25 protein-coding genes, 1 pseudogene and 1 riboswitch are annotated in these 25,585 nt (G+C 50.8%); of the genes and pseudogenes, 20 read left to right on the top strand and 6 right to left on the bottom strand.

What is annotated here, in order from left to right; genetic code table 11:
- Positions 1 to 98: 98 nt before the first annotated feature.
- The 3 genes from GNP95_RS16780 to GNP95_RS25820 form a co-directional block, all read right to left on the bottom strand.
- Positions 99 to 1,559, bottom strand: a complete 1,461-nt coding sequence (locus tag GNP95_RS16780; protein ID WP_155612019.1) for an amino acid permease — start codon at positions 1,557 to 1,559, stop codon at positions 99 to 101.
- Positions 1,560 to 1,655: 96 nt separating this feature from the next.
- Positions 1,656 to 1,851, bottom strand: a riboswitch (Lysine riboswitch).
- Between the two features lie 126 nt (positions 1,852 to 1,977).
- The gene (locus tag GNP95_RS16775; protein ID WP_155612144.1) at positions 1,978 to 3,126 is read right to left on the bottom strand and encodes a virulence factor; all 1,149 of its coding nucleotides are present in this window, start codon (positions 3,124 to 3,126) and stop codon (positions 1,978 to 1,980) included.
- Positions 3,127 to 3,252: 126 nt separating this feature from the next.
- The gene (locus GNP95_RS25820; protein WP_196427229.1) at positions 3,253 to 3,480 is read right to left on the bottom strand and encodes a hypothetical protein; all 228 of its coding nucleotides are present in this window, start codon (positions 3,478 to 3,480) and stop codon (positions 3,253 to 3,255) included.
- Here GNP95_RS25820 and GNP95_RS16770 point away from each other — a divergent pair.
- The 6 genes and pseudogenes from GNP95_RS16770 to GNP95_RS16750 form a co-directional block, all read left to right on the top strand.
- Complete coding sequence (locus GNP95_RS16770) at positions 3,458 to 4,807, top strand: cytochrome ubiquinol oxidase subunit I (RefSeq protein WP_155612018.1); 1,350 nt, start codon at positions 3,458 to 3,460, stop codon at positions 4,805 to 4,807. The two genes, GNP95_RS25820 and GNP95_RS16770, sit on opposite strands and share 23 nt — an antisense overlap.
- Positions 4,804 to 5,835, top strand: a complete 1,032-nt coding sequence (locus GNP95_RS16765; RefSeq protein WP_155612017.1) for a cytochrome d ubiquinol oxidase subunit II — start codon at positions 4,804 to 4,806, stop codon at positions 5,833 to 5,835. The genes GNP95_RS16770 and GNP95_RS16765 overlap by 4 nt, the downstream gene beginning before the upstream one ends.
- A gap of 8 nt (positions 5,836 to 5,843) precedes the next feature.
- The gene (gene cydS, locus GNP95_RS26785; RefSeq protein ID WP_413773754.1) at positions 5,844 to 5,945 is read left to right on the top strand and encodes a cytochrome bd oxidase small subunit CydS; all 102 of its coding nucleotides are present in this window, start codon (positions 5,844 to 5,846) and stop codon (positions 5,943 to 5,945) included.
- 106 nt (positions 5,946 to 6,051) lie between these two features.
- The gene (locus tag GNP95_RS16760) at positions 6,052 to 7,002 is read left to right on the top strand and encodes an MBL fold metallo-hydrolase (RefSeq protein ID WP_155612016.1); all 951 of its coding nucleotides are present in this window, start codon (positions 6,052 to 6,054) and stop codon (positions 7,000 to 7,002) included.
- Positions 7,003 to 7,165: 163 nt separating this feature from the next.
- On the top strand, positions 7,166 to 8,791 hold the full coding sequence (locus GNP95_RS16755; protein ID WP_155612015.1) for an ABC-F family ATP-binding cassette domain-containing protein: 1,626 nt from the start codon (positions 7,166 to 7,168) through the stop codon (positions 8,789 to 8,791).
- A 443-nt stretch (positions 8,792 to 9,234) separates the two neighbouring features.
- Positions 9,235 to 9,420, top strand: a pseudogene (locus GNP95_RS16750) (transposase); the annotation flags it as partial.
- Between the two features lie 99 nt (positions 9,421 to 9,519).
- On the opposite strand, the gene GNP95_RS16745 reads toward GNP95_RS16750, so the two are convergent.
- Positions 9,520 to 9,708 carry a hypothetical protein gene (locus tag GNP95_RS16745; protein WP_155612014.1) on the bottom strand — a complete coding sequence of 63 codons (189 nt, stop codon included), beginning with the start codon at positions 9,706 to 9,708 and terminating at the stop codon, positions 9,520 to 9,522.
- Positions 9,709 to 9,902: 194 nt separating this feature from the next.
- On the opposite strand from GNP95_RS16745, the gene GNP95_RS16740 reads away from it, so the two are divergent.
- Together GNP95_RS16740 and GNP95_RS16735 are read left to right on the top strand one after the other, a co-directional pair.
- Complete coding sequence (locus GNP95_RS16740; protein WP_155612013.1) at positions 9,903 to 10,775, top strand: cation diffusion facilitator family transporter; 873 nt, start codon at positions 9,903 to 9,905, stop codon at positions 10,773 to 10,775.
- Positions 10,776 to 11,010: 235 nt separating this feature from the next.
- Positions 11,011 to 12,051 (top strand): C40 family peptidase, encoded by a 1,041-nt coding sequence (locus GNP95_RS16735; protein ID WP_155612012.1) that lies wholly within the window; start codon positions 11,011 to 11,013, stop codon positions 12,049 to 12,051.
- Between the two features lie 94 nt (positions 12,052 to 12,145).
- Here GNP95_RS16735 and GNP95_RS16730 read toward each other — a convergent pair whose 3' ends face one another.
- The gene (locus GNP95_RS16730) at positions 12,146 to 12,469 is read right to left on the bottom strand and encodes a hypothetical protein (RefSeq protein WP_155612011.1); all 324 of its coding nucleotides are present in this window, start codon (positions 12,467 to 12,469) and stop codon (positions 12,146 to 12,148) included.
- Between the two features lie 128 nt (positions 12,470 to 12,597).
- Between GNP95_RS16730 and GNP95_RS16725 the strand changes: the two genes are divergently transcribed.
- Entirely contained in the window at positions 12,598 to 13,182 is a 585-nt protein-coding gene (locus tag GNP95_RS16725; protein WP_155612010.1) for a hypothetical protein, read from the top strand.
- A 79-nt stretch (positions 13,183 to 13,261) separates the two neighbouring features.
- On the opposite strand, the gene GNP95_RS16720 is transcribed toward GNP95_RS16725, so the two are convergent.
- Positions 13,262 to 13,426: a DUF1328 domain-containing protein gene (locus tag GNP95_RS16720; RefSeq protein ID WP_155612009.1), complete on the bottom strand. Its 165-nt coding sequence runs from the start codon at positions 13,424 to 13,426 to the stop codon at positions 13,262 to 13,264.
- Positions 13,427 to 13,688: 262 nt separating this feature from the next.
- Here GNP95_RS16720 and GNP95_RS16715 point away from each other — a divergent pair, with 262 nt between their 5' ends.
- The 11 genes from GNP95_RS16715 to GNP95_RS16665 all read left to right on the top strand — a co-directional run bounded on the left by GNP95_RS16715 (position 13,689) and on the right by GNP95_RS16665 (position 25,578).
- Positions 13,689 to 14,195, top strand: coding sequence for a DUF948 domain-containing protein (locus GNP95_RS16715; RefSeq protein ID WP_155612008.1), 507 nt, complete (start codon positions 13,689 to 13,691; stop codon positions 14,193 to 14,195).
- 48 nt (positions 14,196 to 14,243) lie between these two features.
- On the top strand, positions 14,244 to 14,771 hold the full coding sequence (locus tag GNP95_RS16710) for a hypothetical protein (protein WP_155612007.1): 528 nt from the start codon (positions 14,244 to 14,246) through the stop codon (positions 14,769 to 14,771).
- A gap of 116 nt (positions 14,772 to 14,887) precedes the next feature.
- Entirely contained in the window at positions 14,888 to 15,232 is a 345-nt protein-coding gene (locus GNP95_RS16705) for a YflT domain-containing protein (RefSeq protein WP_155612006.1), read from the top strand.
- Between the two features lie 141 nt (positions 15,233 to 15,373).
- Complete coding sequence (locus GNP95_RS16700; RefSeq protein WP_330163479.1) at positions 15,374 to 16,543, top strand: PP2C family protein-serine/threonine phosphatase; 1,170 nt, start codon at positions 15,374 to 15,376, stop codon at positions 16,541 to 16,543.
- A complete protein-coding gene (locus GNP95_RS16695) occupies positions 16,540 to 20,208 on the top strand; it encodes a response regulator (RefSeq protein ID WP_155612005.1) in 3,669 nt (1,222 codons plus the stop codon). The genes GNP95_RS16700 and GNP95_RS16695 overlap by 4 nt, the downstream gene beginning before the upstream one ends.
- 80 nt (positions 20,209 to 20,288) lie before the next feature.
- Positions 20,289 to 21,161: a CheR family methyltransferase gene (locus GNP95_RS16690; RefSeq protein WP_155612004.1), complete on the top strand. Its 873-nt coding sequence runs from the start codon at positions 20,289 to 20,291 to the stop codon at positions 21,159 to 21,161.
- A 29-nt stretch (positions 21,162 to 21,190) separates the two neighbouring features.
- Positions 21,191 to 22,885, top strand: a complete 1,695-nt coding sequence (locus GNP95_RS16685) for a response regulator (RefSeq protein WP_155612003.1) — start codon at positions 21,191 to 21,193, stop codon at positions 22,883 to 22,885.
- A 54-nt stretch (positions 22,886 to 22,939) separates the two neighbouring features.
- On the top strand, positions 22,940 to 23,278 hold the full coding sequence (locus GNP95_RS16680) for an STAS domain-containing protein (RefSeq protein WP_155612002.1): 339 nt from the start codon (positions 22,940 to 22,942) through the stop codon (positions 23,276 to 23,278).
- An 18-nt stretch (positions 23,279 to 23,296) separates the two neighbouring features.
- A complete protein-coding gene (rsbW, locus tag GNP95_RS16675; protein ID WP_155612001.1) occupies positions 23,297 to 23,749 on the top strand; it encodes an anti-sigma B factor RsbW in 453 nt (150 codons plus the stop codon).
- Positions 23,746 to 24,519, top strand: a complete 774-nt coding sequence (locus GNP95_RS16670) for a sigma-70 family RNA polymerase sigma factor (RefSeq protein ID WP_155612000.1) — start codon at positions 23,746 to 23,748, stop codon at positions 24,517 to 24,519. The genes rsbW and GNP95_RS16670 overlap by 4 nt, the downstream gene beginning before the upstream one ends.
- 81 nt (positions 24,520 to 24,600) lie before the next feature.
- The gene (locus GNP95_RS16665; protein ID WP_230873873.1) at positions 24,601 to 25,578 is read left to right on the top strand and encodes a magnesium transporter CorA family protein; all 978 of its coding nucleotides are present in this window, start codon (positions 24,601 to 24,603) and stop codon (positions 25,576 to 25,578) included.
- Positions 25,579 to 25,585 lie beyond the last annotated feature (7 nt).

The following is a 25,585-nucleotide window of genomic DNA, read 5'->3' as shown; positions in this document are numbered from 1 at the left end:
TTTCGAGTTCATATGCCTACATTAGAAAGGAGCTGTCCCTGAGTAGAGTCATCTACTTCGGGGCAGCTCCTTTTTTTACGTATAGAATGATCTTGATTTTAATTTCGTGCCGGCGGCTCCAGCTCACATTCCTGCAGGGGAACCACTTTGGTGCGTTTAATCCATTTGTACCCGAGCCAGATAATTAGGAACAAGGGAACGCTAATATATGAAACGACGAGGCCGTACCAATCGATCTGCCCTCCGGTGAAGGCCGACAAATTTTGCCCCAGTATGACGACAATGCATAGTACAAAGGCAAAGATCGGACCAAACGGGAACCATTTAGCCTTGTAGGGAAGATCGTTCAGGTCCCGGCCTTGGGCAATATAGGCCCGCCGGAAGCGGTAATGGCTGATCGCGATGCCGAGCCAGGTAATAAATCCGCACATCCCCGAGGCGTTAAGCAGCCACGTATACACGATCCCGTCTCCGAACAGGGAGGCCAGGAAGGCGGTCATTCCAACCAGCGTCGTCAGCAGCAGCGCATTGATCGGCAATCCCCGGCGGCTGAGCCGGGCAAGGAACTTCGGCGCTTTGCCCCGCTTGGCTAGCGAGTACAGAACGCGGGAGGACGCATACATGCCGGAATTGCCCGCGGACAGAACGGAGGAGAGAATAACCGCGTTCATCACCGAGGCGGCGAAAGCCAGTCCGGCTTTTTCGAAGACGAGCGTGAACGGGCTGACGCCAATGCTCTCGATGCCTTCCTTCAGCAAATTAGGATTCGTGTAAGGAATGAGCAAGCTGATGACGAAAATCGCCAAAATGTAAAAAATAAGGATGCGCCAGAATACCTGACGGATCGCCCGGGGAACGTGTTCCCGCGGGTTGTCGCTTTCGCCTGCGGCGACGCCGACCATTTCCGTCCCTTGGAAGGAGAAACCCGCGGCCATAAATACGCCGAGGAAAGCGAAGAATCCGCCGTGGAACGGCGCATCGCCGATCGTGAAATTTTTGAAGCCGACGGCCTCGCCGCCGATAATGCCAAAGATCATCAGCACACCGACCGCTAGAAATATAATAACTACCGCAACCTTAATGGTGGCAAACCAATATTCCGATTCGCCGTATCCCTTAACGGATAGAAGATTGAGACCCAAGATGAGGGCAAGGAATAGAACGCTCCACAATAGGGATGAGCTGTCCGGAAACCAGTACTTGATAATCAGCGTTGCCGCTGACAGCTCGGCCGCAATCGTAATCGCCCAGTTATACCAGAAATTCCAGCCCATGGCGAAGCCCAGAGATGGATCGACAAAACGCGAGGCGTAAGTCTCGAACGAACCTGAATCCGGCATATACGTAGCCAGCTCGCCTAGGCTCGTCATCAGGAAATACACCATGATTCCGACGGCGGCGTAAGCAAGAAGGGCGCCTCCAGGGCCCGCCGAAGCGATCGCTCCTCCACTGGCGAGGAAAAGCCCTGTTCCGATCGACCCGCCGAGGGCGATCATCGTCATATGGCGGGCTTTGAGCCCCCGGTTCAATTGAGATGTGTTTGTATTGTTGCTATTCATGGTCTGCATCCTCTCAGTTAAAATAAAGCGAAAAAGAAAAAGACCGCCGGAAAGGTTCCGCGGTCTTATCACTATACCGTGATCCCCATAAACAATCCTCAAGATAGCACAACACAGCTTTCTGCAGGAGTCAGCCGTGACAGTTCTGTCCCTTTCGGCAACAGCCCCAGCATGTCCGTCCATGGGAAGCAGGACGTTCACACTTCGGCGATGCTGCCTTTCCATCCGGTTCATCGGCGGCTTCCAAGCCTCCCCGGACGTACTGATCAACATCGCGACCTCTACCTCATCCGAAATGCCGATGAGGCTCTTATTAAAATGTCAGATGAACTGATTACAAAGTATATAACAGCAGCCTGCCAAGGACAATGATCAAATATTGACATCCAGGCTGATGGATCAGGCAGACTAGCTGGAATCAAGCATCCTTCGCGCTGTTCTGCCGGTGCTGCGCCATCTGCTGCCAGATCGTGCCTGCGGCCTGCTCTCCAGATTCGATTCGCTCAAGCGCCATCCGCGCCTGAAGGCCAACCTCGAATTCCGGGTCATCCGAGGCAGCGCGGAGCGCGTCGCGCGCCTCATCTGTGCCGACCTCGTAGAGGAAGCGGGCCGCCCGCCAGCGAACAAGCTTGCTCGAATCCTGAAGCGCGGCAATCATCGCCTTCGTTGCCCCCGGATCGCCGATGTCCGACAGCGTATCGCCTGCCGTGCGGCGCACCGCTGGGGACTTATCGCGCAGCGCTTCATAGAGCAGGTCCATGGCCGGCTTGCCGATATCGCCGAGGTAGACGACGGCCAGGCGGCGCACCTGCATTTGCTTGTCGCCAAGCGCCTCGGCAAGCAGCGGCAGCGCTTCGGCATCCGGCTTCAGCGCCTCCAGGCCTGCGTAGCGAACGCGCCAATCGTCGCTCTGCATCCGCTCGCGCACCTCGTCCAGGCTAAGCTCGCGGCGCTGCTCGACGAATTCGCCTTCGCTGCTCCCGTGCTCGATCGCCTGCGCCACGAGCGCCCGCAGCCGTTCCGGCGGGTAGGCCGCCTCCAGCTCCTGCTCCACCTCGCGGGCGATATCCGCCAGCTCGCCGTAACGCACGCCGTAGTCGGTCAGCTTACGCTCTTTGATCAGCGTCGCGCTGGACACCTCGGTCACCGCGGCCACGAAGCGCTCGCTGAGGCCGATCCGCTCCTCCTGGCTGCCGGATTTCACGCGGATCTGCATCGGGATGCTGCGAAAAAATTGCACGAAGACCTGCGCTTCGCCGTAGCCTTGCGCAGCCTCTGAATCGCTTTGCTCCCACGCGGAAGCAATGCCCTCCTGGCCGAACTGCGATTGAACCTCGGTCAAGATCGCCGACCAATCGGCATTGCCCTTCCGGTCAAGAGCAACGAAGTCGGCGGTATGAAAGACACTCTTCACCCCCGGAATATGCAGCATTCTTGCAATCCATGACGGGGCTGAGCGTTCGTTGTCTAGCGTATATGTTTTGCGGATGCCCGGCTCCAGACTTTCACTCAGATGGAGCTTCATCGTATTCGGGCTCGGCGTCGGTTCGATAAATACAATTTTCATCATTTGTTCACACTCCTTTCAATTTATTGTACATCAAGGAAAGGGTTAACCCAAGTCTCGGAAGCAAGCCCGGAAGAACGGCATGCCCAGGACCGGTCAGGAATAAAAAGGAACCCGGGCGGCACACTACAGGTAGACGAATCGAATCAAAGGGGAGGCGCATCGTTTATTATGTACCAGCGGCAGGAACGGATACTTATCCTCGTCTGCTTCATCGTAGCAGTCATTATGCTGTATGCCACCATCAAGAGTGCCCTCCGGTATTTGGGCGCGCCAGCGGAGCCGGAACCCGGACGCTGGATTATGACGAGAAGGGAGCCGAGCCAGACCCATGTTCTCTATGGATCCAGTCACATTGAGCCGGATTCTAACCGGCCTCACCTTGTTTGTACATATTAACTTCGCTTCAATCGGAGTAGGCGTTCCGCTCATTATCGCTTTGGCTGAATGGAGGGGGATTACGCATAAGGACCCCCATTATTCCCTGCTCGCCCGCAGATGGGCCCGCGGATTTGTTATTTCCGTTGCAGTTGGCGTTGTCACGGGCACATCGATTGGCCTGCAGCTCAGCTTGCTGTGGCCCAGCTTCATGCGCGTAGCCGGGCAGGCGATCGCTCTTCCGCTTTTTATGGAGACGTTTGCTTTCTTTGTCGAAGCGATTTTTCTCGGCATATACTTGTATACATGGGAGCGGTTCAGACGGCCGATCCTGCACCTGCTGCTGCTGATCCCGGTCGTGCTTGGGGCATTTTCTTCGGCATTTTTTATTACCACGGTCAATGCCTTCATGAATACGCCCCAGGGATTTACGCTGGAGAACGGTGTATTTACGAATATCGACCCGCTAAGAGCCATGTTTAACCCGGCTACGCCGACCAAGGTATCGCACGTGCTGGCGTCTTCGCTGACGATGAGCTCGGGGCTGCTGGCGGGCATTGCCGCCTATAGCTTGCTTAAGGGGCGAAATCACCCTTATTTCAAAAAAGCACTCAAGCTCACGGTGACATGCGCGTTCGTCTTTGCGGTATCCACGGCGGTCATTGGGGATTTCTCCGGCAAATTTCTGGCGAAGTACCAGCCGGAGAAGCTGGCGGCAGCGGAGTGGCACTTCGAGACGATGGAGAAGGCTCCCCTCATTTATGGAGGGATTCTGAATGAGAATCATGAGGTGAAATATGCGCTGCGGATTCCTTACGCGCTCAGCATCCTGGCGGGGAGCACCCCGAACACCAAAGTGATTGGCCTCGAAGAATATCCCCAGGACGACTGGCCGCCGCTGCTTATTCACTACATGTTCGATATGAAGGTGACGATCGGCATGCTGCTCGTTCTCATTCCGTTCCTGTTTCTGCTGCGCCGCTGGCTGCCTGGCCGCAACAAGGGCTATCCGAAATGGCTGTTGATCGGCATACTTACGCTGGGGCCGTTTGCGATGGTGTCGATTGAGCTAGGATGGATGTTCGCCGAAATCGGGCGGCAGCCCTGGATCGTTCGCGGCTACATGAGAGTCGTTGATGCTGCGACGACTTCCCCGCATGTCGGCTCGATGCTCCTGCTGTTCATTATTTTGTATCTCGTCCTTTGCGTATCGTGCGTTTACGTATTAGCCAAGCTATTCCGCAATAAAGACGTGTTTACGGAAATGAGAGAGCGGGGAATCGAGGAAGGAGGTCAGGGATGAGCTACGAAATTATCGGAATTACGGTGCTCTGGACGTTTCTATTCGGCTATTTGATCGTGGCATCGATCGATTTCGGAGCCGGTTTTTTCAGCTATTACAGCGTCATAACCGGGCAGAAGAACCGAGTCCACCATATCATTCAGCGTTATCTTTCCCCCGTCTGGGAAGTGACGAACGTATTCCTGATCTTCTTCGTCGTCGGCCTTGTCGGTTTCTTTCCGATTTCAGCGTACTACTACGGCACGGCGCTGCTCGTTCCGGGCAGCCTGGCCACGGTGCTGCTGGGGCTTCGCGGCGCTTATTACGCCTATAACACCTACGGAAGCAGCAGGGAAGACAACAAGGTATATATGGCGATCTACGGGGCGACGGGACTGCTGATTCCAGCGGCGCTATCGACGGTGCTGGCCATATCGGAAGGCGGCATCATCCGGGAAGAGCGCGGCCATGTTGTCCTGGATTGGGCGAGTTTCTTCGCTAGTCCCTACACCTGGTCCGTCATTGTGCTGGCGCTCGTCTCCGTGCTGTACATTTCCGCCATGTTCTTGACCTATTACGCAAAAAAAGCGGGAGACCGCGTGGCCTTCGAAGTGCTGCGAGGATATGCGCTCTTGTGGAGCGCACCCACGATTGCCGCTTCTGTGCTGGCTTTTTTTCAGATCAATCGGCATAATCCCGAGCATTTCCAAAATATGCTCAGTATGGCTTGGATGTTTATCGCATCGTTTCTGTGCTTTTTGCTCGCCGTCTATTTCGTTTGGAAGAGAATCCGCCTGGGCTGGTCCTTTCTGCTCGTAATGCTGCAATTCGGCTTTGCCTGGTACGGATACGGCCGATCCCATTTGCCCTATATTCTCTACAAACAGGTAAGCATTTACGAAGGCTTCACGAACGAAACGATGGCGGTGGCGCTCATTACGGCGTTTATTGCCGGGCTGTTCATCCTGATCCCTTCGCTTGTGCTGCTGATGCGTTTATTCCTATTTGATGCCAAATACATTCGGGGAGGATCGCCGAAGAAGGGGTGAGCTAAGCCATGGAACATTTTTTGATGATGAGGGCGCCACAGCTGGTCCTGATCGCCGCGGTCGTGTTTTTGTTCGTGTACGCCTACCGTTATAAAGATCCTATCGATTAATTTGATTCAATCCTTTGCTTTTACGGGTGTATATGTTCTAAATATAGTAAAATAAAAAACGCAAAGAACAAACTGGAGGGGAGATAGAAGGAGGGTATCCTCAAGCATGGCCAAGAAACGCTATACGAACATCGACAATGTCAACACTGACAAAACCTTAAAGCAGTTCAGACAATGGCGGGAGGAGCGGCGCAGCAAGAAGAAAGACTACTCCTACATCATTCCAAACTCTACGCCGCAGCTTGATTTTTTGCAGGCCAATACAACCGAGCTTACTGTGACCTGGATAGGCCACGCTACATTTCTGATTCAATACAAGGGCCTGAATATCGTGACCGATCCCGTCTGGGCCGGGCGAATGGGATTTCAGCGCAGGCTTGGAACGCCGGGAATACCTATTACCGACGTACCTGAGCTTGATGTTATTCTCATTTCTCATTCCCACTATGACCATATGCATATTTCTTCCATCCGCAGGCTGTATGGGGCAAACACCCAGCTCATCGTGCCCATCGGCTTAGGACGCAAGCTGCGGCGCAAAGGGTTTAAACGCGTTCACGAGATGAGCTGGTGGGAGCATATGGAGATCGGCGATGCCAAAATTTCGTTTGTGCCGACCCAGCATTGGACGCGGCGGACGCTGTTTGATACGAATACGTCGCATTGGGGCGGATATGTTCTGGAACCGGCGGGGACAACGGAAGGGCAGCAGGAGCATGTCGTTTATTTCGCCGGCGACAGCGGTTATTTCCGCGGCTTTGAGGAGATTGGCAAGCGCTATAAGATCGATATTGCCTTATTGCCGATTGGCGCCTATGAACCGGAATGGTTCATGACCTCGCAGCATACGACTCCGGAGGAGGCGCTGCAGGCATTTCTCGACGTGAAGGCGAAGCTGATGATTCCGATGCATTACGGGACGTTCCGGCTTGCCGACGATACCGCGCGGGAGGCGCTTGATCGCTTAGAGGAGGACCGGAAGCGCAGGGGAATCGCGGAAGAGGCTATCAAGATCCTGCTTCATGGCGAGACGCTCCGTTATCCAGGAAGCGGATAGCGGATTCCAGCCAAGACCGTACGAAGGATATGCATGACTGCAAAGACGCACATGACGTGCGTCTTTTTTTGCGGGCAAATCGTTTTCAACTGGGGCGAGCGGCCATGATTTATGCTATAATGTTGACCAGTGTGTATTATTAATAAAGGATGGTAATGCCGAAATGATAAGTACTACTGGTGTAACGCTCCGCTATGGAAAACGAGCACTTTTTGAAGATGTGAATATAAAATTTACGCCGGGGAACTGCTACGGCCTCATCGGTGCGAACGGGGCGGGGAAATCAACCTTCCTCAAAATTCTGTCCGGAGAGATCGAGCCGAACCAGGGCGAAGTGCATATGACGCCGAACGAGCGCCTGGCGGTGCTGAAGCAGAACCATTACGAATATGACGAGTACCCTGTCCTGGAGACGGTGATCATGGGGCATACCCGTCTGTATTCCATCATGAAGGAGAAGGACGCTCTGTATGCCAAGGCGGATTTCTCCGAAGAGGACGGCATGCGGGCCGGGGAACTGGAAGGGGAGTTCGCGGAGCTGAACGGCTGGGATGCGGAGCCGGATGCTGCTGCGCTCCTGATCGGGCTCGGAATTCCGCGTGAGCTTCATGACAAGAAGATGGCTGAGCTAAGCGGCAACGAGAAGGTGCGGGTGTTACTGGCCCAGGCTTTGTTCGGCCGCCCGAACAACCTGCTGCTGGATGAGCCGACGAACCATTTGGATTTGGAATCGATCCAATGGCTCGAGAACTTCCTCATGGACTATGAGGGAACAGTTATCGTCGTATCTCACGACCGTCACTTCTTGAACAAGGTTTGTACGCATATCGCGGACATCGACTTCGGCAAAATACAGCTCTATGTCGGAAACTATGACTTCTGGTATGAATCTAGTCAATTGGCGCTGCAGCTGCAGCGTGATGCGAACAAGAAGAAGGAAGAGAAGATCAAAGAGCTTCAAGCGTTTATTCAGCGTTTCTCCGCAAATGCTTCGAAATCGAAGCAGGCTACATCCCGGAAGAAGCAGCTGGACAAAATCACGCTCGATGATATCCGTCCTTCGAACCGGAAATATCCGTTCCTGCACTTTAAGTCCGAACGCGAGGCGGGCAAGCAGCTTCTGAGCGTCGAGGGCTTGACCAAGACGGTGGAAAGCGAGAAAGTGCTGGATAACGTCAGCTTCGTTGTTAATAAAGGCGACAAAATTGCCTTTGTTGGGCCGAACGGCCTGGCGAAGACGACCTTCTTCCAAATCGTAATGGGCGAACTGGAAGCGGACGCTGGAGAGTACAGCTGGGGCGTAACGACGTCACAGGCGTATTTCCCTAAGGATAACTCTAAATATTTCGACGGCGTCAACCTCAATCTGGTTGAATGGCTGCGTGAATATTCGCACGACCAGGATGAGACCTTCCTCCGCGGCTTCCTGGGCCGGATGCTGTTCTCCGGGGAAGAGGCGCTGAAGAAGGCGAGCGTGCTGTCCGGGGGCGAGAAGGTTCGGTGTATGCTGGCGAAAATGATGCTGAACGGCGCGAACGTGCTTCTGTTCGACGAGCCGACGAACCACTTGGACTTGGAGTCCATTACGGCACTGAATAACGGCTTGATCGATTTCGACGGCACGATTCTGTTCACGTCACATGACCATCAGTTCATCCAGACGATTGCTAACCGGATCATTGAAATTACGCCAAACGGCATCATCGACCGCGTTATGACCTACGATGAATACCTGGAGAGCGAAGAAATTCAAAATCTGCGCAAGCAAATGTATCCTGAAGAGAAATAATCGCCAACCTGGCGCTAAATGCAGAAGGGGCTGTCCCATAAGTCACATAGGTGACTGAGGGGCGCCCCTTTCTCCGTTTCAGTGGAACTGGAATCAACTTCTGTGAATCAATTTCTCCCTTACCTGCATTTCTTCTCTAGTTCATCTCATATAACTGTTAAACATAAGCAGTCCGGACTAAATGGAATTCATGTATCTATTATGCCCTAAACGAATGGTTTAATGGATTAAATGGATTTTATGCACCTAAAATCAAGAATTCCGCCCATAATGGACAATTTCCTTTTTCCAAAGACATAAAATCCATTTAAATTTACTTTTCATTCTTTACCGCGAACACTAACTACTATAATTCCATTTAAAACGTGAAATCCGCGATTCATGCTCGGCGTGAGGGGGGGAGTGTAATTGGTCTCATCAAGGGCAACCGGTGATAGAGAGCGCGAATGCTCGAGCCGGAGCCGGTGTTTGACGATATGAAGAACGACCGGGACTTCAAAAGATTCCTGCCTCGAGGCTTATCAACAGTAAATCTGGAGATCGGGTGGCTTTCCCTTGCCCACAATCTGCTTAAGAGCGCCGCCGTCGATGCCAAAAACCAAGGAGCTGAGCGAGAACAAACGGCTTAGTTCCTTGGTTTTTTTACGATTTCTATCCTATTTTGCTGGTGAGAGTGCTCCAAGGTTTATTTTTGGGACACCCTCTTTTGCGTCTTGGAGCAGCTTCTCCTATGACCCGCCTGTACGGCGACGCTGGTTATTCGGCTTTTTATTGTTCTGGCTCTTCAACGTTTTTGTCTGTTGGTTTCCGGAGAATCCTGGCTTGTTCGCCGCAGCCTGCTGCTGTTTTTTTTGCTGCAGCTTCTGGCGCATCGCTTCGGCCAAGTCGATTTTCCGCGGTTCGTTGCTTTCTGACATGTCAATCATCTCCTATAGGGAAAGGGGTTGCTCTTATTCTATACGTTTTTAAATTATTGGACAACGGGAATAATGAATAACGTTTGCTTTAGCCCGGGGCAACACTGTTTCTCTAGACTCACACGAAGTTCATTTGCTACGATGATATAACCATATTTTGTTTTTCAAATAGAGAAGGAGCTGGAGGTGCAGATTTGGACATTTATAAAGATATACGCAAAGGAGAGCGGGGAGCCTGGATCAGCATTTCCGCTTACCTGGTTCTATCTGCATTCAAACTGATTTGCGGATATCTCTTTGCATCGAGCGCCCTTTTGGCAGATGGCTTCAACAACGTAACCGATATCGTGGCTTCGCTTGCGGTATTGATAGGATTGCGCATATCCCAGAAACCGCCTGATTCCGATCACGCGTACGGGCATATGCGAGCGGAGACAATTGCTGCTTTAGTGGCCTCTTTTATTATGGCGATGGTAGGAATTCAAGTCATTTACGGTTCGATTCGTTCGCTTGTGTCTGGAACAGAGACTGAGCCGGATATTCGCTCGGCAGGGGTTGCATTGATCTGTGCGGCGGCGATGTGGCTCGTTTATGCCTATAATCGCAGGCTGGCGAAGCAGATTAACAATCAGGCGCTAATGGCAGCGGCCAAGGATAATTTTTCTGATGCATTGGTGAGTATCGGGGCGGCCATCGGAATTATCGGCGCGCAATTCGGGCTTCCATGGCTGGATACCGTTGCCGCCTTTGCAGTCGGCCTGTTAATTTGCAAGACGGCCTGGGATATATTCAGGGACTCGACGCATCGGTTGACCGACGGCTTCGACGAGAGCGAGCTGGGAGATTTGCGGAGCTCCATTTCAAGAATTCAAGGCGTAGAGGGGATACGGGACGTGAAGGCGCGCGTTCACGGCAATCATGTGCTGGTGGACGTCGTCATCGAAGTTGACCCGCTGCTTACCGTGATGGAGAGCCACGAAATCAGCGATCGCGTTGAGGAGCAGATGCGGCGCATCCGCAACGTCATGCATGTTCACGTCCATGTTGAACCAAAGACAGGGACGTAGAAAAGAACCGTTAGAGTGTACATGCTCTGACGGTTTTTTATATTGGGGTGAAAAGGTACTAAGACCTATTTTCGGAATTTATACTAGGTATTTCGTAGCTTGGTCAAATACATAACACGAAAATCGACTTATTTAGACATTTATCGACAAAGGATATAATGGTTAGAAGTTAAAAAGAAAGGAGGAATTAACAGAATACCCCATATTTCCAACTACATCTAGGAGGTTTTCATCAATGAAACGGAGTGTGGCGATTTTATTATCGAGTGCCATGGCATTATCCATTTATTCTTCCATGCCGGCGTTGACTTCGGCGGCGGCTTCATCCCAGAGTGCGGTGCAGTCTACGGGCCAGATCGTAGCAGGCGTTAATTTGCGAGACAAGCCGTCTCTGTCAGGAAAGGTCATCGGCTCTTTGAAGAAGGGGACGCCGGTGCAAATTCTGGAACAAAGCAACAGCTATTTCTATAAGGTGAAGGATGCCGGAGGGAATGTCGGATATGTGAGCGCGGCGCCAAAATATATCACGGTTAATGGTACGGCTTCTGCACCGGGCTCAGCGGAGACGAAGCAAAGCGGCCGCGTTATCTACGGGGTGAATCTGCGCACAGCGCCATCGACGTCGGGGAAAATCATTACGATGCTGAAGAAAGGCACTGGCGTTACTATTTTGGAACAAACCAACAAATCATTTTACAAGGTAAAGAGCGATAGTGGCTTGACTGGTTATGTCAGCTCATCGAGCAAATATATTGAGATCACCAAGGGAGGTGCCTCCCAAGGGAACGGCGGTTCATCTGCCCCTGCTCCTCAGCCATCCATTCCGGCGAATATCAAACAGCAGGTGGATAAAGTGATCCAAACGGGCAAGCAGTATATGGGTACGCCTTACGAATTCGGATCCAACCGAAATACGACGGCGACCTTCGACTGCTCCGATTTCGTAAAACATATTTATAAGAAAGCCCTTGGCATTACGCTCCCGTCCGACTCCCGGAAGCAAGGAGCGTGGATCAAGGAGAACAGCCAGCCAGTATATCGGATTAGCGATCTGAAGGCCGGGGATCTGGTCTTTTTCATGAGCTATAAAGGCTCGTCTGCTTCGGCTTACAAGGGGATCAACAGGGATAAGGAACGGATTACGCATGTTGCCATGTATATCGGCAACGGCCAATTGCTGCATACTTATTCTGTCAAATCGGGCGGCGTCCGGATTGATAAGTTCGATGGTGCGTGGGAACATCGTTTTCTATACGGGGGCAGCGTGCTGAAATAGTTTAGCCCCAAACTAAAAATCGCTCCGCAGAACCCGGGAAATCCCTGACTCTGCGGAGCGATTCGTGCATTAAGGCCTGATTCTATGTTATATATTAGCTATAGTCCGGCACATAGTTTGGAACGTAAATCCAGGCTTTGCCGAGCCAAGTGTATATTTCCACCCAATCGTCGATGATTTGGCCAGTCGGATGTACCGATTGCGGGGCAAGGGCGCTTAGCATATCGCCGTTCGGAGCGCTATAGAAGCTAGTAATGCTTAACAATTCAATCGGGTTCGGGGCGATCACCGTGTGTTCAGCTTGAATGATAGGTTCGTCGAGAACCGGCACGGCAGGATCGGCTTCAGCTGCTGAGGCTCCGGTAGCCAGGGCGGCGGAAATAATGACAGAAGCGGTAATGGCTGCAAATTTTTTCAATTGAAACTCCTCCTTGAATATATTTGGTTGTATTCTATGTCGTACTTATGTAATAAACAATCAAGCAACTTCAGAATCATGATAAATGATAGATTTTAATAAATGGGTTGTTAAAGGAGCGATTTGGCGTGAAAAAAAGACGGTCAAGGGGGCGGCGGCTGCTCTTGCTTCTGCTAGTATTTGCATTGCTTGCGGCTGCTGTAGTCTGGTATATCCGCCCGGAGCGCAGCCTTGATTTAAATTACTCGGAAATACGCTGGAAGGACAAGCTGGAAAGGATGATCGAAACCCGCAGGCCGGAAGTGGAGCTGACGGAGAAGGAATTGAATGATCTGGCCAAGCAAAATTTGATCCGCGCCCTGCAGAGCCGGGGCGAACTCCCCGTTAAGATCACGGGCACGCAGTTCGAGCTTGCCGGCCATCGGCTTACGGTCTATTTGAACGGCGCCTGGGGGGCTTTGGAGTTCGGGGGGGAGGCCCGGTATGTCATGGAATATTCGCGTGACCGGTTAGTTTTGATCCCGGAAGAAGTCAGGGTCAGAAGTCTGTCACTGCCACCGCAAATCTTCGGGCTGGGGAAGGTGGAAGTGGATCCCGGTCCCTTTATGCCTGATCCGGTTGTCATCCGGGACATAGTCTTCCACGATCAGCAAATAACGGTTAAGCTCACACTGGATTGGCTTGAAATCGCACGGTACTTGTCTTCCTACTAATGCAACAAAAAGGCGGCTGCTTCGTCATGAAGCGCCGCCTTTTTGTTGATGGACTAAGCCGGATGATGATCTTATCTATTTAAAGTGAACGGCTCCGTCCGGTGAAGAGAGAAATCACGAACAAGACGAGGAAAATGAAGAAAAGCACTTTAGCGATCGAAGCAGCTGCCGCTACAATGTTAAAAAATCCGAAAATTCCTGCAATAATCGCTATCATCAGAAAAATAACTGACCATTTCAACATGATAATCACCTTTCCTTCATAGTAAAATAGTGTAGTATGAGGCTTAAAGCGACACAGGCTGGATGTGTAAAATGTCCTATGAGAAGTGATTCCAAAATTGCTGTTCCGTCGCTTGTAGTTGTCATTAACCGGGTGAAATCTGGATGAAACAGAGGGCGTTTATGCAGAAAGCCCCCTTAAGACAGACGTTGTTTCGTCCCGAAAGGCCAAGGGTAACTAAGAAATATCGACGGAAGTCAGGACAGGAAAGAGAGGGAATGGTATGATTTGGCAGATTAGTGTTGCAATCATTGCCGCAGCATTTGCGGTACTAGTCGTTTTTCTAGTAAAAACTTTGCAGGCTGCGGAGAAGTCTCTGGATAAAACGACCCAGACGCTGCAGGAAATCCAGAAGACGGTGGATGAACTCAGCTATGAAGTCAAGCAGGTCGTTAGGCAGGCTAATAGCATTACGGAGGATGTCGAGCATAAGATGAAGCAGCTCGATCCCGTGCTGGAATCCGTGAAGAACGTTGGAGATGTATTAAACGAGGTGACCCTTGCGGCTAAGCAGGTATCCTCTTCGCTCATCGGGAGGGTGAAGAAAACCGCGCATAAACCGAAAAGCACGGCTGGACCGGAGCAGGGAACAAATGAAGAACATCCGATCGACCGTTCTATGCATACTTATGGCTCGGCCTACGATGGTCCGGCCAATTCCAAGCCGGACCCCGGCTGGATGAAATGGGTGGATATCGCTTCTGGCGTTTGGCAAAAATACCGCTCGTGAACATAGGATAGGAACGGATCGGCAAGTTTCCAAGAAGAGGTGAGAACGATGCTGAACATGATGTTATTGCTGCTCGGGCTCTTAACAGCTTCTCCAGACCATACTCCAGCAACTGTGGACAGTGTTCCGCGGCTTCCTGTGAAACTTGCCCAGGTGCAGCAATCCAATCTCATGCCGATTACGGAATTTGAGTCGATGGGCGAGGTGAGCCTATTCGACGACCGCGACAGCGTCGTCCGGAAGAAAGGCAAGCCGCTGTCGATCAACAAAGATGTTTATTCGGGCTATACTGAATATGAGTACAAGGACCTTACTGTCGGATTAAGTGAGGATTTGGTGTACTATGTCCATGTGGACGTGGACGCAAGTGCGGAGGGCTATCCCGCAAAAATCCAATTGAACGGACATTGGCTCCCGCTGCAGAAGCAGGAGCTTGCGCAGGCGCTCGGGGAGCCTGACTTCAAGGCGGAAGACGGAGATGTATATATCCGTGATTTGGCGGCGATAAAAATATATCGCCATCCTGCGACAAAAGCCATCGTAGGCGTCGACTTGTTCGATACGATCGCATTTTAACAATGTTTAAATAAAAATATGAAATATACTGTTTCAAACGATGCGGAAAAGGGTAATAACAGCCCGTGGCGACGGAGAAGGATAGGATTCATTATAGACAAAGGAGAGTGCTGACAATGAGTATGACGGACAAGAAGTCTTATGCCAAGGTGGTTCAGAACGGAGTTCAGGCGGTAGAAGCCGTAAATGAACTGCGTTCGGCCGGATACGCGAAGGACGATATCTTTGTGCTCGCCCATGAGCAGGACCGTACGGAACGAATTGCAGACACATCCGATGCAAATGAGATCGGTATTAAGGAGGAAGGCGTCTTCGATGCCATCGCCAACCTTTTCCGTTCGCGCGGCGACGAACTTCGCGCCAAGATCGAATCCTTGGGATTCACGAAGTCAGAGGCTGCCTTTTACGAGAAGGAGCTGGATTTGGGAAAAGTACTAGTTATAGCAAGATATACGGCTTAATGAAGAGGAACTCTCGCCCTGAAGCTATAGGATCAAAACATGGATAAGGAATGGGGAACCGCTCTCCCCCATTCCTTATCTATGTTTTTTTACGCAAAACGAGGAGTTTAGGGCCTATTTTTTGTTGTGAGGAGAATTCAAGTGAAAATATTAATCGTGGATGACAATCCGACTAACATAATTATTATTCGAGAGATATTGAAAAAAGAAAATTACAGAAATACGGTAGCGGCTTCTTCCGCAGCGGAAATGTTCCAACGGCTGGGAATCGAAGAACCAGGAGGCGAGCTGATGCCTGGGTTTTCAGATATTGATTTGATATTGCTGGATATGATGATGCCGGAAATGGATGGTATTACGGCCTGCCGCATTATTCAGACATATGAGAGGCTAAAGGATATCCCCATCATTATGGTTACCGCAGTCGGCGACTCCAAGAAACTGGCTGAAGCTCTTGACGCCGGGGCGGTCGACTATGTGACGAAGCCGATCAATAAAGTAGAGCTCATGGCGAGAATCCGCCTGGCGCTTAGGCTAAAGCAGGAGAAGGACTGGCATAAGGAAAGAGACCAGCGAATTCAGGAGGAATTGAAGCTAGCCGCGCTGGTGCAGCATGCCGTTCTAAGCTCCGCTATCGACGATCCGCAGTTCGCAATTGATGCCATGTACAAGCCGTCCTTTGAGCTGGCCGGGGATTTGTATTCCTGGTATCCGCTCGGTGAAGGGCGGTACGGTGTAATACTTCTGGATATGATGGGGCATGGAATATCTTCATCTTTGTTCTGCATGTTCATCGCTTCGGTGCTCAAAGATACGGTCAGCACTTACGTTGAACCCGAGAAGGTCGTGCAGGAGCTGAATCGGCGCTTTAATCAGCTTCATATCGAAAATCAGCTTGTGCAATATTACTTTACGGCCATTTACCTTGTCGTCGATACGAAGCATAAGAAGATTGATTACGTCAACGCCGGGCATCCTCCAGCGCTGTTCTTCCAGAAGGGGAGAGAGGTGGTCAGGCTGGAAACGGTATGTCCGCCTGTGGGATTGTTTGACAAGATGGAGACCGAGACTCATACGATTGCGTATGAAGGAGAAGGCCATCTCGTCCTGTATACCGATGGTTTAATGGAAGTGGTGGAAGGGACGCAGGAAGAGCAGATCGGATACCTGGAACGAACCTTGGACGGGAACCGCAGGCTGAACAAGGATTTGATGCAGCGGTTATTTTTTGACGAAGGACACCAGCAGGAGAGGGAAGATGATAAGTGCCTGGTCTGGATCACGCTTAAAGAAGGAGAGGTTAGCGAATGAAAATCAGGAGCAAGTTAATTATCGGCTTCAGCTCACTTCTGATCATCATGCTGGTATTGACTTTCGCCAGCTACGAACGGCTGCATTTTATGAATACTCAGCTGGACCACGTATATCAGGACGGTTATATGAAAGTGAAGGCTTCTACGGGAATGCGCGGCGATGTGAACGATATGGCCCGGATCCTAACGAATATGGTTCAGGTGAAAAACCAGGATTATTTCGTGCAAGAGAGCGGCAAGCTCGAGAAAAGAGCAGAGTCGGCGCAGCAGAATATGCAGCTGCTCCGTAATAGCATGACGAGCGGGGACGAGCGTCAGCTCATCAAGAAGATTGAAGAAGCAAGCCTGGACTTTACAAACTACCAAGCGCGCATTATAGCGCTTCTGAGCAATGAGCAGTACGATCGTGCCAACGAATACCGGATTTCCTCCGGACAGGATATCCAGGATCGTTTGCTGGATACGCTGAATGATCTAAAGGATTACCTTGATATTCAGATTGAGGCCGAAATCAAGGAGGCAAATGATGCGTATGAGAGCTCGATCCAGATTACGGTCGCTACGATGGCGTTCGGCCTGCTCTTGGGGCTTGGTATCGTGCTGTGGGTGCTGCCAAGTATTACCAAGGGGCTGAACGTCGTTAATGCCATGATCAAGCATTTCGGCAAGGAGCAGTTCGAAGAGATCCGAAACATATCGTTCGAATCTAGAGACGAGATAGGCAGCGTAGCTCGTGTCTTCCAGGAGCTGAGCGAGGATCTGCGGGAGAAGCAGGAGCTTGAGAGGAGGTTCGTGCAGCAGCAGAAAGATTTGAACTGGATTAACTCGAACCTGGCGCGAATAACCGAGCTGCTGCATGGCATCAATTCGCTGGAACAGATATCGCAGATGTTCATCAATGAGTTTACCCCGGTTCTTGGCGGAACAGTCGGCGCCATTTATATCCGGAAGGAGAGCGAAAACCCGGACGAGCTGTATCTGGCGGGAAGTTATGCCAAGGAAGGAGAATTGAACTCACCGGCCATGTTTAAGGTCGGCGAGGGCCTCATCGGCCAGGTTGCCCTTGATCAGAAGCCGATATCCCTTAGCGAAACGCCGGCCAATTACTTGTCCGTCCGCTCGGCATTGGGTGAAGCGAAGCCTGCCCATGTGCTTATTTATCCAATCATGTTTGAAGACGAGCTGCTGGGCGTCGTCGAGTTGGCCTGCCTGGATCAATTTACGTCACTTGAGGAGCAATTGCTTGGGGAACTGACGGTGAATTTGGGCGTCGTATTAAATAACGTCAACCGCAGGCTGCGTGTCGAAGAGCTGCTGCGCGAATCGCAGGCTCTGACTGAGGAATTGCAGGTGCAGTCGGAAGAACTGCAGACGCAGCAGGAGGAGCTTCGCCGCTCCAATGAAAGCATGGAGAAGCAGACAGCGGCATTGAAGCGCTCTGAGGAACTGCTGCAGCGGCAACAGGAGGAGCTGGAGCACTACAATACGGAGCTGATCGCCAAGACCCGCGCCCTCGAGGAGCAGGTTCAGGAAGTTAAGGAGAAGAACGAGGAAATCGAGAAAACGAAGGAAGAACTGGAGCGCCATGCCTCCCAGCTTGCTGTTACGAGCAAATACAAGTCGGAGTTTCTGGCGAATATGTCGCATGAGCTGCGTACTCCCCTGAACAGCCTGCTTATTTTGTCACAGCTGCTGTCGGAGAATAAAGACAATAATTTGACGCCAAAGCAGGTTGAATATGCCCAGACGATTCATATGTCTGGAACGGATCTGCTGAAGATGATCGATGAGATCCTCGATCTATCGAAGGTGGATGCCGGCAAAATGGAAGTAAATCAGGAGTCGGTCAGCATGGAGGAGCTTGAGCGGTTCGTCGAGCATAATTTCCGTCCCGTTGCGGAAAGCAAAGGCATCCAGCTGCGGCTGGAAGTAAGCCCCGAAGTGCCGGAACGAATTATGACCGACGGCCACCGCGTAAAACAGATTTTGCGAAACCTGCTCTCGAATGCATTTAAATTTACAAATGAGGGCGAGGTTGCATTTCTGGTTAATATGGCCTCCCCGGAACAATTGCCTAGCTACCTTGAGGACAACCGCGAGTACTTGGCGTTGACGGTCAGGGATACCGGAATCGGTGTGCCGGAGGATAAGACAGACTTGATCTTTGAGGCCTTCCAGCAGGTGGACGGGACGACGAGCCGCAAATACGGCGGAACCGGCCTCGGTCTCTCGATTAGCCGGGGATTGTCCGCGCTGCTTGGCGGCGGAATCGGCCTTGTTACCAAGGAAGGGGAAGGCAGCAGCTTCACACTGTATTTGCCCAAGGAACCGGGATCCAAGCTGTTTGGGGCATCGAAAGAGGCGGCTGCAGCTGCCGTCATTGGATCTTCGAGGCTGAGTCAGGAGGCCTTCGCGCTACCTGCGCCGGCAGAAGAGCAGGCAGCTGCGCCCCATCCGATTGAGGATGACCGGGAACTGATCGCAAGCGAGGACAAAGTTCTGCTTATTATCGAGGATGACGTCGTATTTGCTAAAATTCTGCTGGAAATGTCTCGGAATCACGGCTTCAAAGGACTCGTTGCCGTTCAAGGCGACGAGGGACTGCGTCTCGTTCATAAATATTTGCCGGATGCGATCATTTTGGATATTCAGCTGCCTGTCATGGATGGCTGGTCGATTCTGAACGAGCTAAAGAGCGATGCCAAGACAAGGCATATTCCGGTACATGTCATTTCCGTCGTCGATGACGTGAAGCAGGGTTTAATGATGGGAGCGATCGCCTACTTGCGCAAACCATCCTCAAGAGAGCATCTCGAACGAGCCTTCACTTATATTGAGTCCTATACGGAGAAAAGCCTGAAGCATCTGCTGATCGTGGAGGATGATGAAATTCAGCAGAAATCGATTATCGAATTGATCGGCCATGACGACGTGGCTATCACAGCTGTGGCAACGGGAGCCGACGCTCTCGAAGAACTGCGGACGAAGCATTACGATTGCATGGTGCTTGATCTGATGCTGACGGACATGACCGGCTTTGAATTGCTCGATCAAATCCGTGATGACGAGAATTTGAACGATCTGCCGATCATTATTTATACCGGCAAGGATTTGGATAAGAAGGAAGAGACGAGACTTCGCAAGTACGCCGAGTCGATCATTATCAAGGACGTTAAATCGCCGGAGCGGCTGCTCGACGAGACGACACTGTTCCTGCATCGCGTAGAAGCGAACCTGCCGGAGGACAAACGGAAAATACTTCAGAAGCTGCACAACAAGGAGGAGCTGTTCGAAGGTAAGAAGATTCTGCTCGTAGACGATGACGTCCGGAACGTATTTGCGTTATCCAGCGTGCTTGAAGGCTATCGGATGAACGTGGTTTATGCCGAGAATGGCCGGGAGGCGCTCGATATATTGGAGGAGCAAAGCGATTTCGATCTTATTCTGATGGATATGATGATGCCTGAAATGGACGGCTATGAAGCGATGCGCCGCATTCGGGAGAAGCCGGAGTTCGCGAAGCTTCCAATCATTGCTTTGACTGCCAAGGCGATGAAGGAGGATCGCTCGAAATGTATCGAAGCAGGGGCCTCGGATTATGTGAAGAAGCCGATCCAAACGGATCAATTACTCTCATTGATGCGTGTATGGTTGTATTCGTAAGCAGAATAACGGGGTAATAATATTTTAGAAGGCTGTTCAGGCAGCAAGCTGTATTTTATTGAGAAAGTGGAGTTGAATTCATGTCATCCAGTGATTTTATAGACTTTGAAGATGATATTCCTTATGACCCTAACCAAAGCGAGCGTGAGAATATCGAGATTGAGCTGCTGCTGGAGGGAGTCCATCGTCTGTACGGTTATGATTTTCGAAATTATGCCGCTCCCTCTCTGCGCAGAAGGATTTGGCATCATGTGCATTCCGAGCAGCTGCAGACGATTTCCGGACTGCAGGAGAAAATTTTCCATGACCGGGAGTGTTTTGAGCGTTTTGTGAACAACCTGTCGATTCCGGTGACGGAAATGTTTCGCGACCCGAATCTGTTTCGGGTATTCAGGGAGAAGGTTATCCCCCTGCTGCGAACTTATCCTTATATTCGCATTTGGCATGCGGGCTGCTCTACGGGAGAAGAAGTGTACTCCATGGCCATATTGCTTCATGAGGAAGGTCTCTACGATAAAGCCCGCATTTATGCTACCGATATGAACGACAGATCGCTGCAAATGGCCAAAGAGGGGATCGTCGGGATCCAGAAAATGAAGCAATATACGAAAAATTATTTGGAGGCGGGCGGGACGCGCTCGTTCTCCGAATACTATACGGCGAAATATAACTCGGTTATTTTTCAGCCGTTTCTGCGCAAAAACATTATTTTTGCTGAACATAACCTCGCGACAGACCGCTCCTTCAATGAGTTTAATGTTATATTTTGTCGTAACGTGATGATCTATTTTGACGAAACGCTGCGAAACCGCGTTCATTCCCTATTTCACGAAAGCTTAAGCCACTTTGGCGTACTGGTGCTGGGTGCTAAGGAATCGATTCATTTTACGGACTTCACGGACTGCTACGAAGCGTTGGATCGTGAAGAGAAAATATATCGAAAGGTCAAGTGATCTTTCGACACAATTGGCAGGAGGATTTCATGGGGGTTGAAGAACCGATTCACATTTTGTTGGTAGACGACCGTCCTGAGAATTTAATGGCCCTGGAAGCCGTGCTGGGCAGCGAACAATACAAGCTCGTACTGGCCACATCGGGCCAAGAGGCGCTCAAATATTTGCTCAAAGATAATTTTGCCGTGATCGTGCTTGACGTGCAGATGCCGGGAATGGATGGCATTGAGACAGCCAGGCTGATCAAGGCCCGTGATAAGACGAAGGATATACCGATTATATTTATTTCGGCGAACAGCAAGGATGCAGAGCATTTATTCGAGGGCTATTCGGCGGGGGCGATCGATTATATGGTCAAACCGTTTATTCCGCAAATTCTAAAATCGAAAATTGACGGCTTCGTGGATATGTACATCACGAACCAGCGCCATAAGACACAGAGCATGCTGCTGCAGCAGAAGACGCAGGAACTGGAACGGATCAACGATGAATTGGTGAAGGCCAAGGAGGCAGCGGAGATTGCCGCGAAGGCCAAGACGGAATTTTTAGCAATGATGAGCCATGAGATCCGTACCCCGATGAACGGCGTCATCGGCATGATCGATTTGCTGCTGGAAACCGAGCTGCAGGATGAACAGAAGGAATATGCCGAGATCATTCGCAACAGCGCGAATACCTTAGTGACGATCATTAATGATATACTCGACTTTACGAAAATGGAATCCGGAAAAATGGAGCTGGAGGAGAGCCCCTTTGAGCTTCGAGCCGGCATCCATGAAGTGTTTAACCTGTTTTCGGTCGATGCCAGCCGCAAGGGCTTGGAACTCGTGTACTTTATGGATGATGGCATCCCCCAGGTTCTTTATGGGGATATGGGGCGATTACGTCAAGTGCTAATTAATTTGATAGCCAATTCCATTAAGTTCACCGACCAGGGCGGGATTTATTTGGTCGTATCTTCAAACCGGGACACAGACGATCCAGATAAGCTCATTCTGGAATTCACGGTGAAGGATACCGGTATCGGCATTGCTCCCGACAAGGTCGACAAGCTCTTCAAGCCGTTCTCGCAATTGGATTCGTCCATGACGAGAAAATACGGGGGAACCGGCCTCGGCCTCGCCATATGCCAGACGCTGGTACAGTTGATGGGGGGCGCAATCCGGGTGGAGCCCCAGGAGGAGAAAGGGGCTGCCTTTACCTTTTCGGTCCAGGTGCGCGAATGTGTAGACGAGGATGAAGAGCCGAATTATTGCGTCTGTCCTCCGGTGGAAGGCAAGCTCCTGCAGCCAGAGCGGATGCTTGTTGTCGATGACCATCCGATCAATCAGCGCCTCATGGTCAGTATGCTGAACAAGCTGGGTTATGAAGCCAGCGTAGCTGAAGACGGGGCCGAGGCTGTCCGTATGGCTCTAGAAGGGGACGGGTATTCAATGATTTTCATGGATTTGCAGATGCCCGTCATGGACGGTCTCGAAGCTACAGAACGGATTCGTGAAGCCCAGTACCCGGACAGGCAGCCGCCCGTCATCATTGCCATGACGGCGAATGTGATGGAGGGCGTAAGGAGCAAGTGCCTGAAGGCGGGGATGAATGATTACATCAGCAAGCCGGTGAAGCTCAGCTCTGTGCGGAAGATGATCGCCAAGTACAGCAGCGGAGCTATTCAGGGATCGATGAAGCAGCTGCAGGAGTCGTACCGGGAAAGCGTGGTTGATTCATAACTCGTCCTTTCGGGTTATGAATAGAGAAAACATTTTTTCAGGAGAGAGTGGTCTATGAATACAAATAAGAATGATAAGTTTTCAGCTACGTCACAACTGGAGAACGGCACTTGCACGGTGTATTTACGGGGTGAGCTAGATTTGTCCGTTGCTCCTGATTTCCGTCAGGTGATGGAGCCGCTTGTCGGGGATGGGGAACTGCATCTGATTATCAACATGAAAGACTTGAAATATATCGATAGTACGGGTATCGGAATTCTGTTGTCCATCCTAAAAGCAAGACATGGCATGAAGGCGGAGTTCCTGGTAGAAGAAGTGCCTGATCAAATCCAAAAGCTCTTCGATATGACAGGGATTGCTAAGTTTTTTGCCGCACAAGAGAATTCCCAATAGGAAAGGATCGAAGTAAGAATGAAAGACGAAGTACAGAGAGTTGTTATCAGTTTGCCGGCCACTGCGGATTATGTGGATATCGTCAGATTGAATCTTTATGGCGTAGCCTCTAAGATCGGATTTTCCTACGAAGAAATTGAGGATATGAAAGTTGCAGTTTCAGAGGCCTGCAATAACTCCGTATTATATGCGTACAAGCAGGAACCAGGAATAATGGAAGTTACCTTTGAAGTGCACAAGGATGCTTTATCGATTACGGTTAAAGACGAAGGGGAAAGCTTTGATTCTTGGGGTATTGCTGCAGATCGGGCATCGTTACACGACAAGGAATTGAGTGAAGCTCAAATTGGCGGGCTGGGCTTTTATCTCATGGAGGCGCTTATGGATGACGTAAGCGTGGAAAGTGCGGCCGGCCAAGGGACCAAGGTTGTTCTTACGCGTCGGCTCGTAAAGAGCGAGGAGAAGGTATGAGCGATAAAATGACTCCCCCCGAGTCTTTGAATGAATCAACCAGCCTGATCTGGAAATATCAGCAAACGAAAGACAACGAGATTGCGACGGTTCTCATTCAGAAATACGAGCCGATGGTCAAGATGGCAGCAGGCAAAATCGCCCGCAACCGCCCTGACCTCTATGAGGATTTATATCAGGTCGGACAGATGGCGCTGATTCGGCTGCTGCAGCAGTATGATATCGAATTGGGCATCCCGTTTGAGCCTTATGCCATGAAAAGTATGATCGGGCATATGAAGAACTTTCTGCGGGACAAGTCCTGGTATATCCAGGTACCGCGCCGTATCAAGGAGAAGGGCGCCCTTGTCCAGCAAGCGATCGATGAGCTGACAGTGAAATTGGAACGTTCCCCCGACGTGAAAGAAATCGCCGAATATTTGGATCTTTCGGTGGAGGAAACGGTCGAAGTACTCGCTGGGCGGGAATGCTACCATTATGTATCGCTGGATTCTCCTTTATCCCAGGACGAAAGCGCGGCTACGCTAGGCGAACTAATCAGCTCTGAAGCCAATGATTATGACACCGTAGAGAAGCGGATGGATTTGCAGCAAGCGCTTAGCCAGCTGAAGGAGCAGGAACAGCAGGTATTGCTGCTGGCCTTCCAGGAGGGGCAATCCCAGCGTGCCATCGCCCAGCAGCTGGGAGTTTCGCAAATGAGTGTTTCCCGGATCCAAAAAAGAGCGACTGAGAAACTGAAGCAAATTATGTCAAACTCTAATTTATATTAGCGGTTTGAATGGGATAGGACATAAAGGCACGCTTTCTTCCGAAAGGAACGGCGTGTCTTTTCGATGAGAGGGGGACGAAGCTTGAACCACGAGAAGCGAGGGCAGCGCCTTATTACAAGCGGGCAGGGATGGAAATGGCATGACCTTGAAATTAGCGGCTGGGACGATGCGGCCATTCAAGAGCTTCGTCAGGATATACCAGATACAGAGGAATGGCTGGATATTATACCTTCCGTGGACACGAATTATTTATCGGTGCGGTTTCCTGATGGCAAGAACGCGATCATGTTTGGCTCGCTCGTCTATTCCGTGGAAGAGGAAATGCAGGAAATCAAGGACTGCGTGCATATTCATTTTTTTGTGAACAAGGATTGCTTCATTACCCTTAATCTGGACGCCCATACCCGGGAAAGAATGCATATGCGGGAGAAAATGTTAATGCTGCACGCCTGCAGGCTGCCGGTCGAGGGCATGTTCGTATTGATTCGCACGATTCTCCACTATATTCATATCGGCATGGACCGGTTTGAGCAAAATCTCCGCAAGGTCGAAGAGATTATGCAGAAGCATAACAAGAAGCATTTAATGGACCAAATACTGAATTCCCGTTTTGAGCTGCTATATTGGTCTAATCTGTTTATTCCCTTTCAGGAAATCGTGACGGCAGCCCGGGAGGCATATTCGGCAGGGGAATTGGAAGACAGCGTATATTTCAAACGGCTGGTGTTCCGGACGGAGCGTATGCATGTGCTCTTCAAGCATTACGAGAAGGAGATTGATACGCTGATTTCAATCGATGAGGCCGTTTCCGCTTTTCGCGGGAATGATATTATGAAGACGCTGACCATTATGACGGCGATCTTTACACCAGCAACGGTAATTGGAGCCATTTGGGGCATGAATTTCGACTTTTTGCCTTGGGTCAAGACGGGCATCACCGGTTTTTTAATCATTAGTGCGATAACCATTTTCAGTACCCTCGCCTTTTATTTATGGATGAACATGAAGGGGTGGACAGGGGATCTGCTGCAGGTGGACAAAGAGGATTCACATCTGTAAATAAAAC

The sequence above is a fragment of the Paenibacillus woosongensis genome, from assembly GCF_009725165.1.
Lineage (GTDB): Bacteria > Bacillota > Bacilli > Paenibacillales > Paenibacillaceae > Fontibacillus > Fontibacillus woosongensis.
Note: the sequence above shows the minus strand (reverse complement) of the source record. Positions and strands in the feature narration are given on the sequence as shown.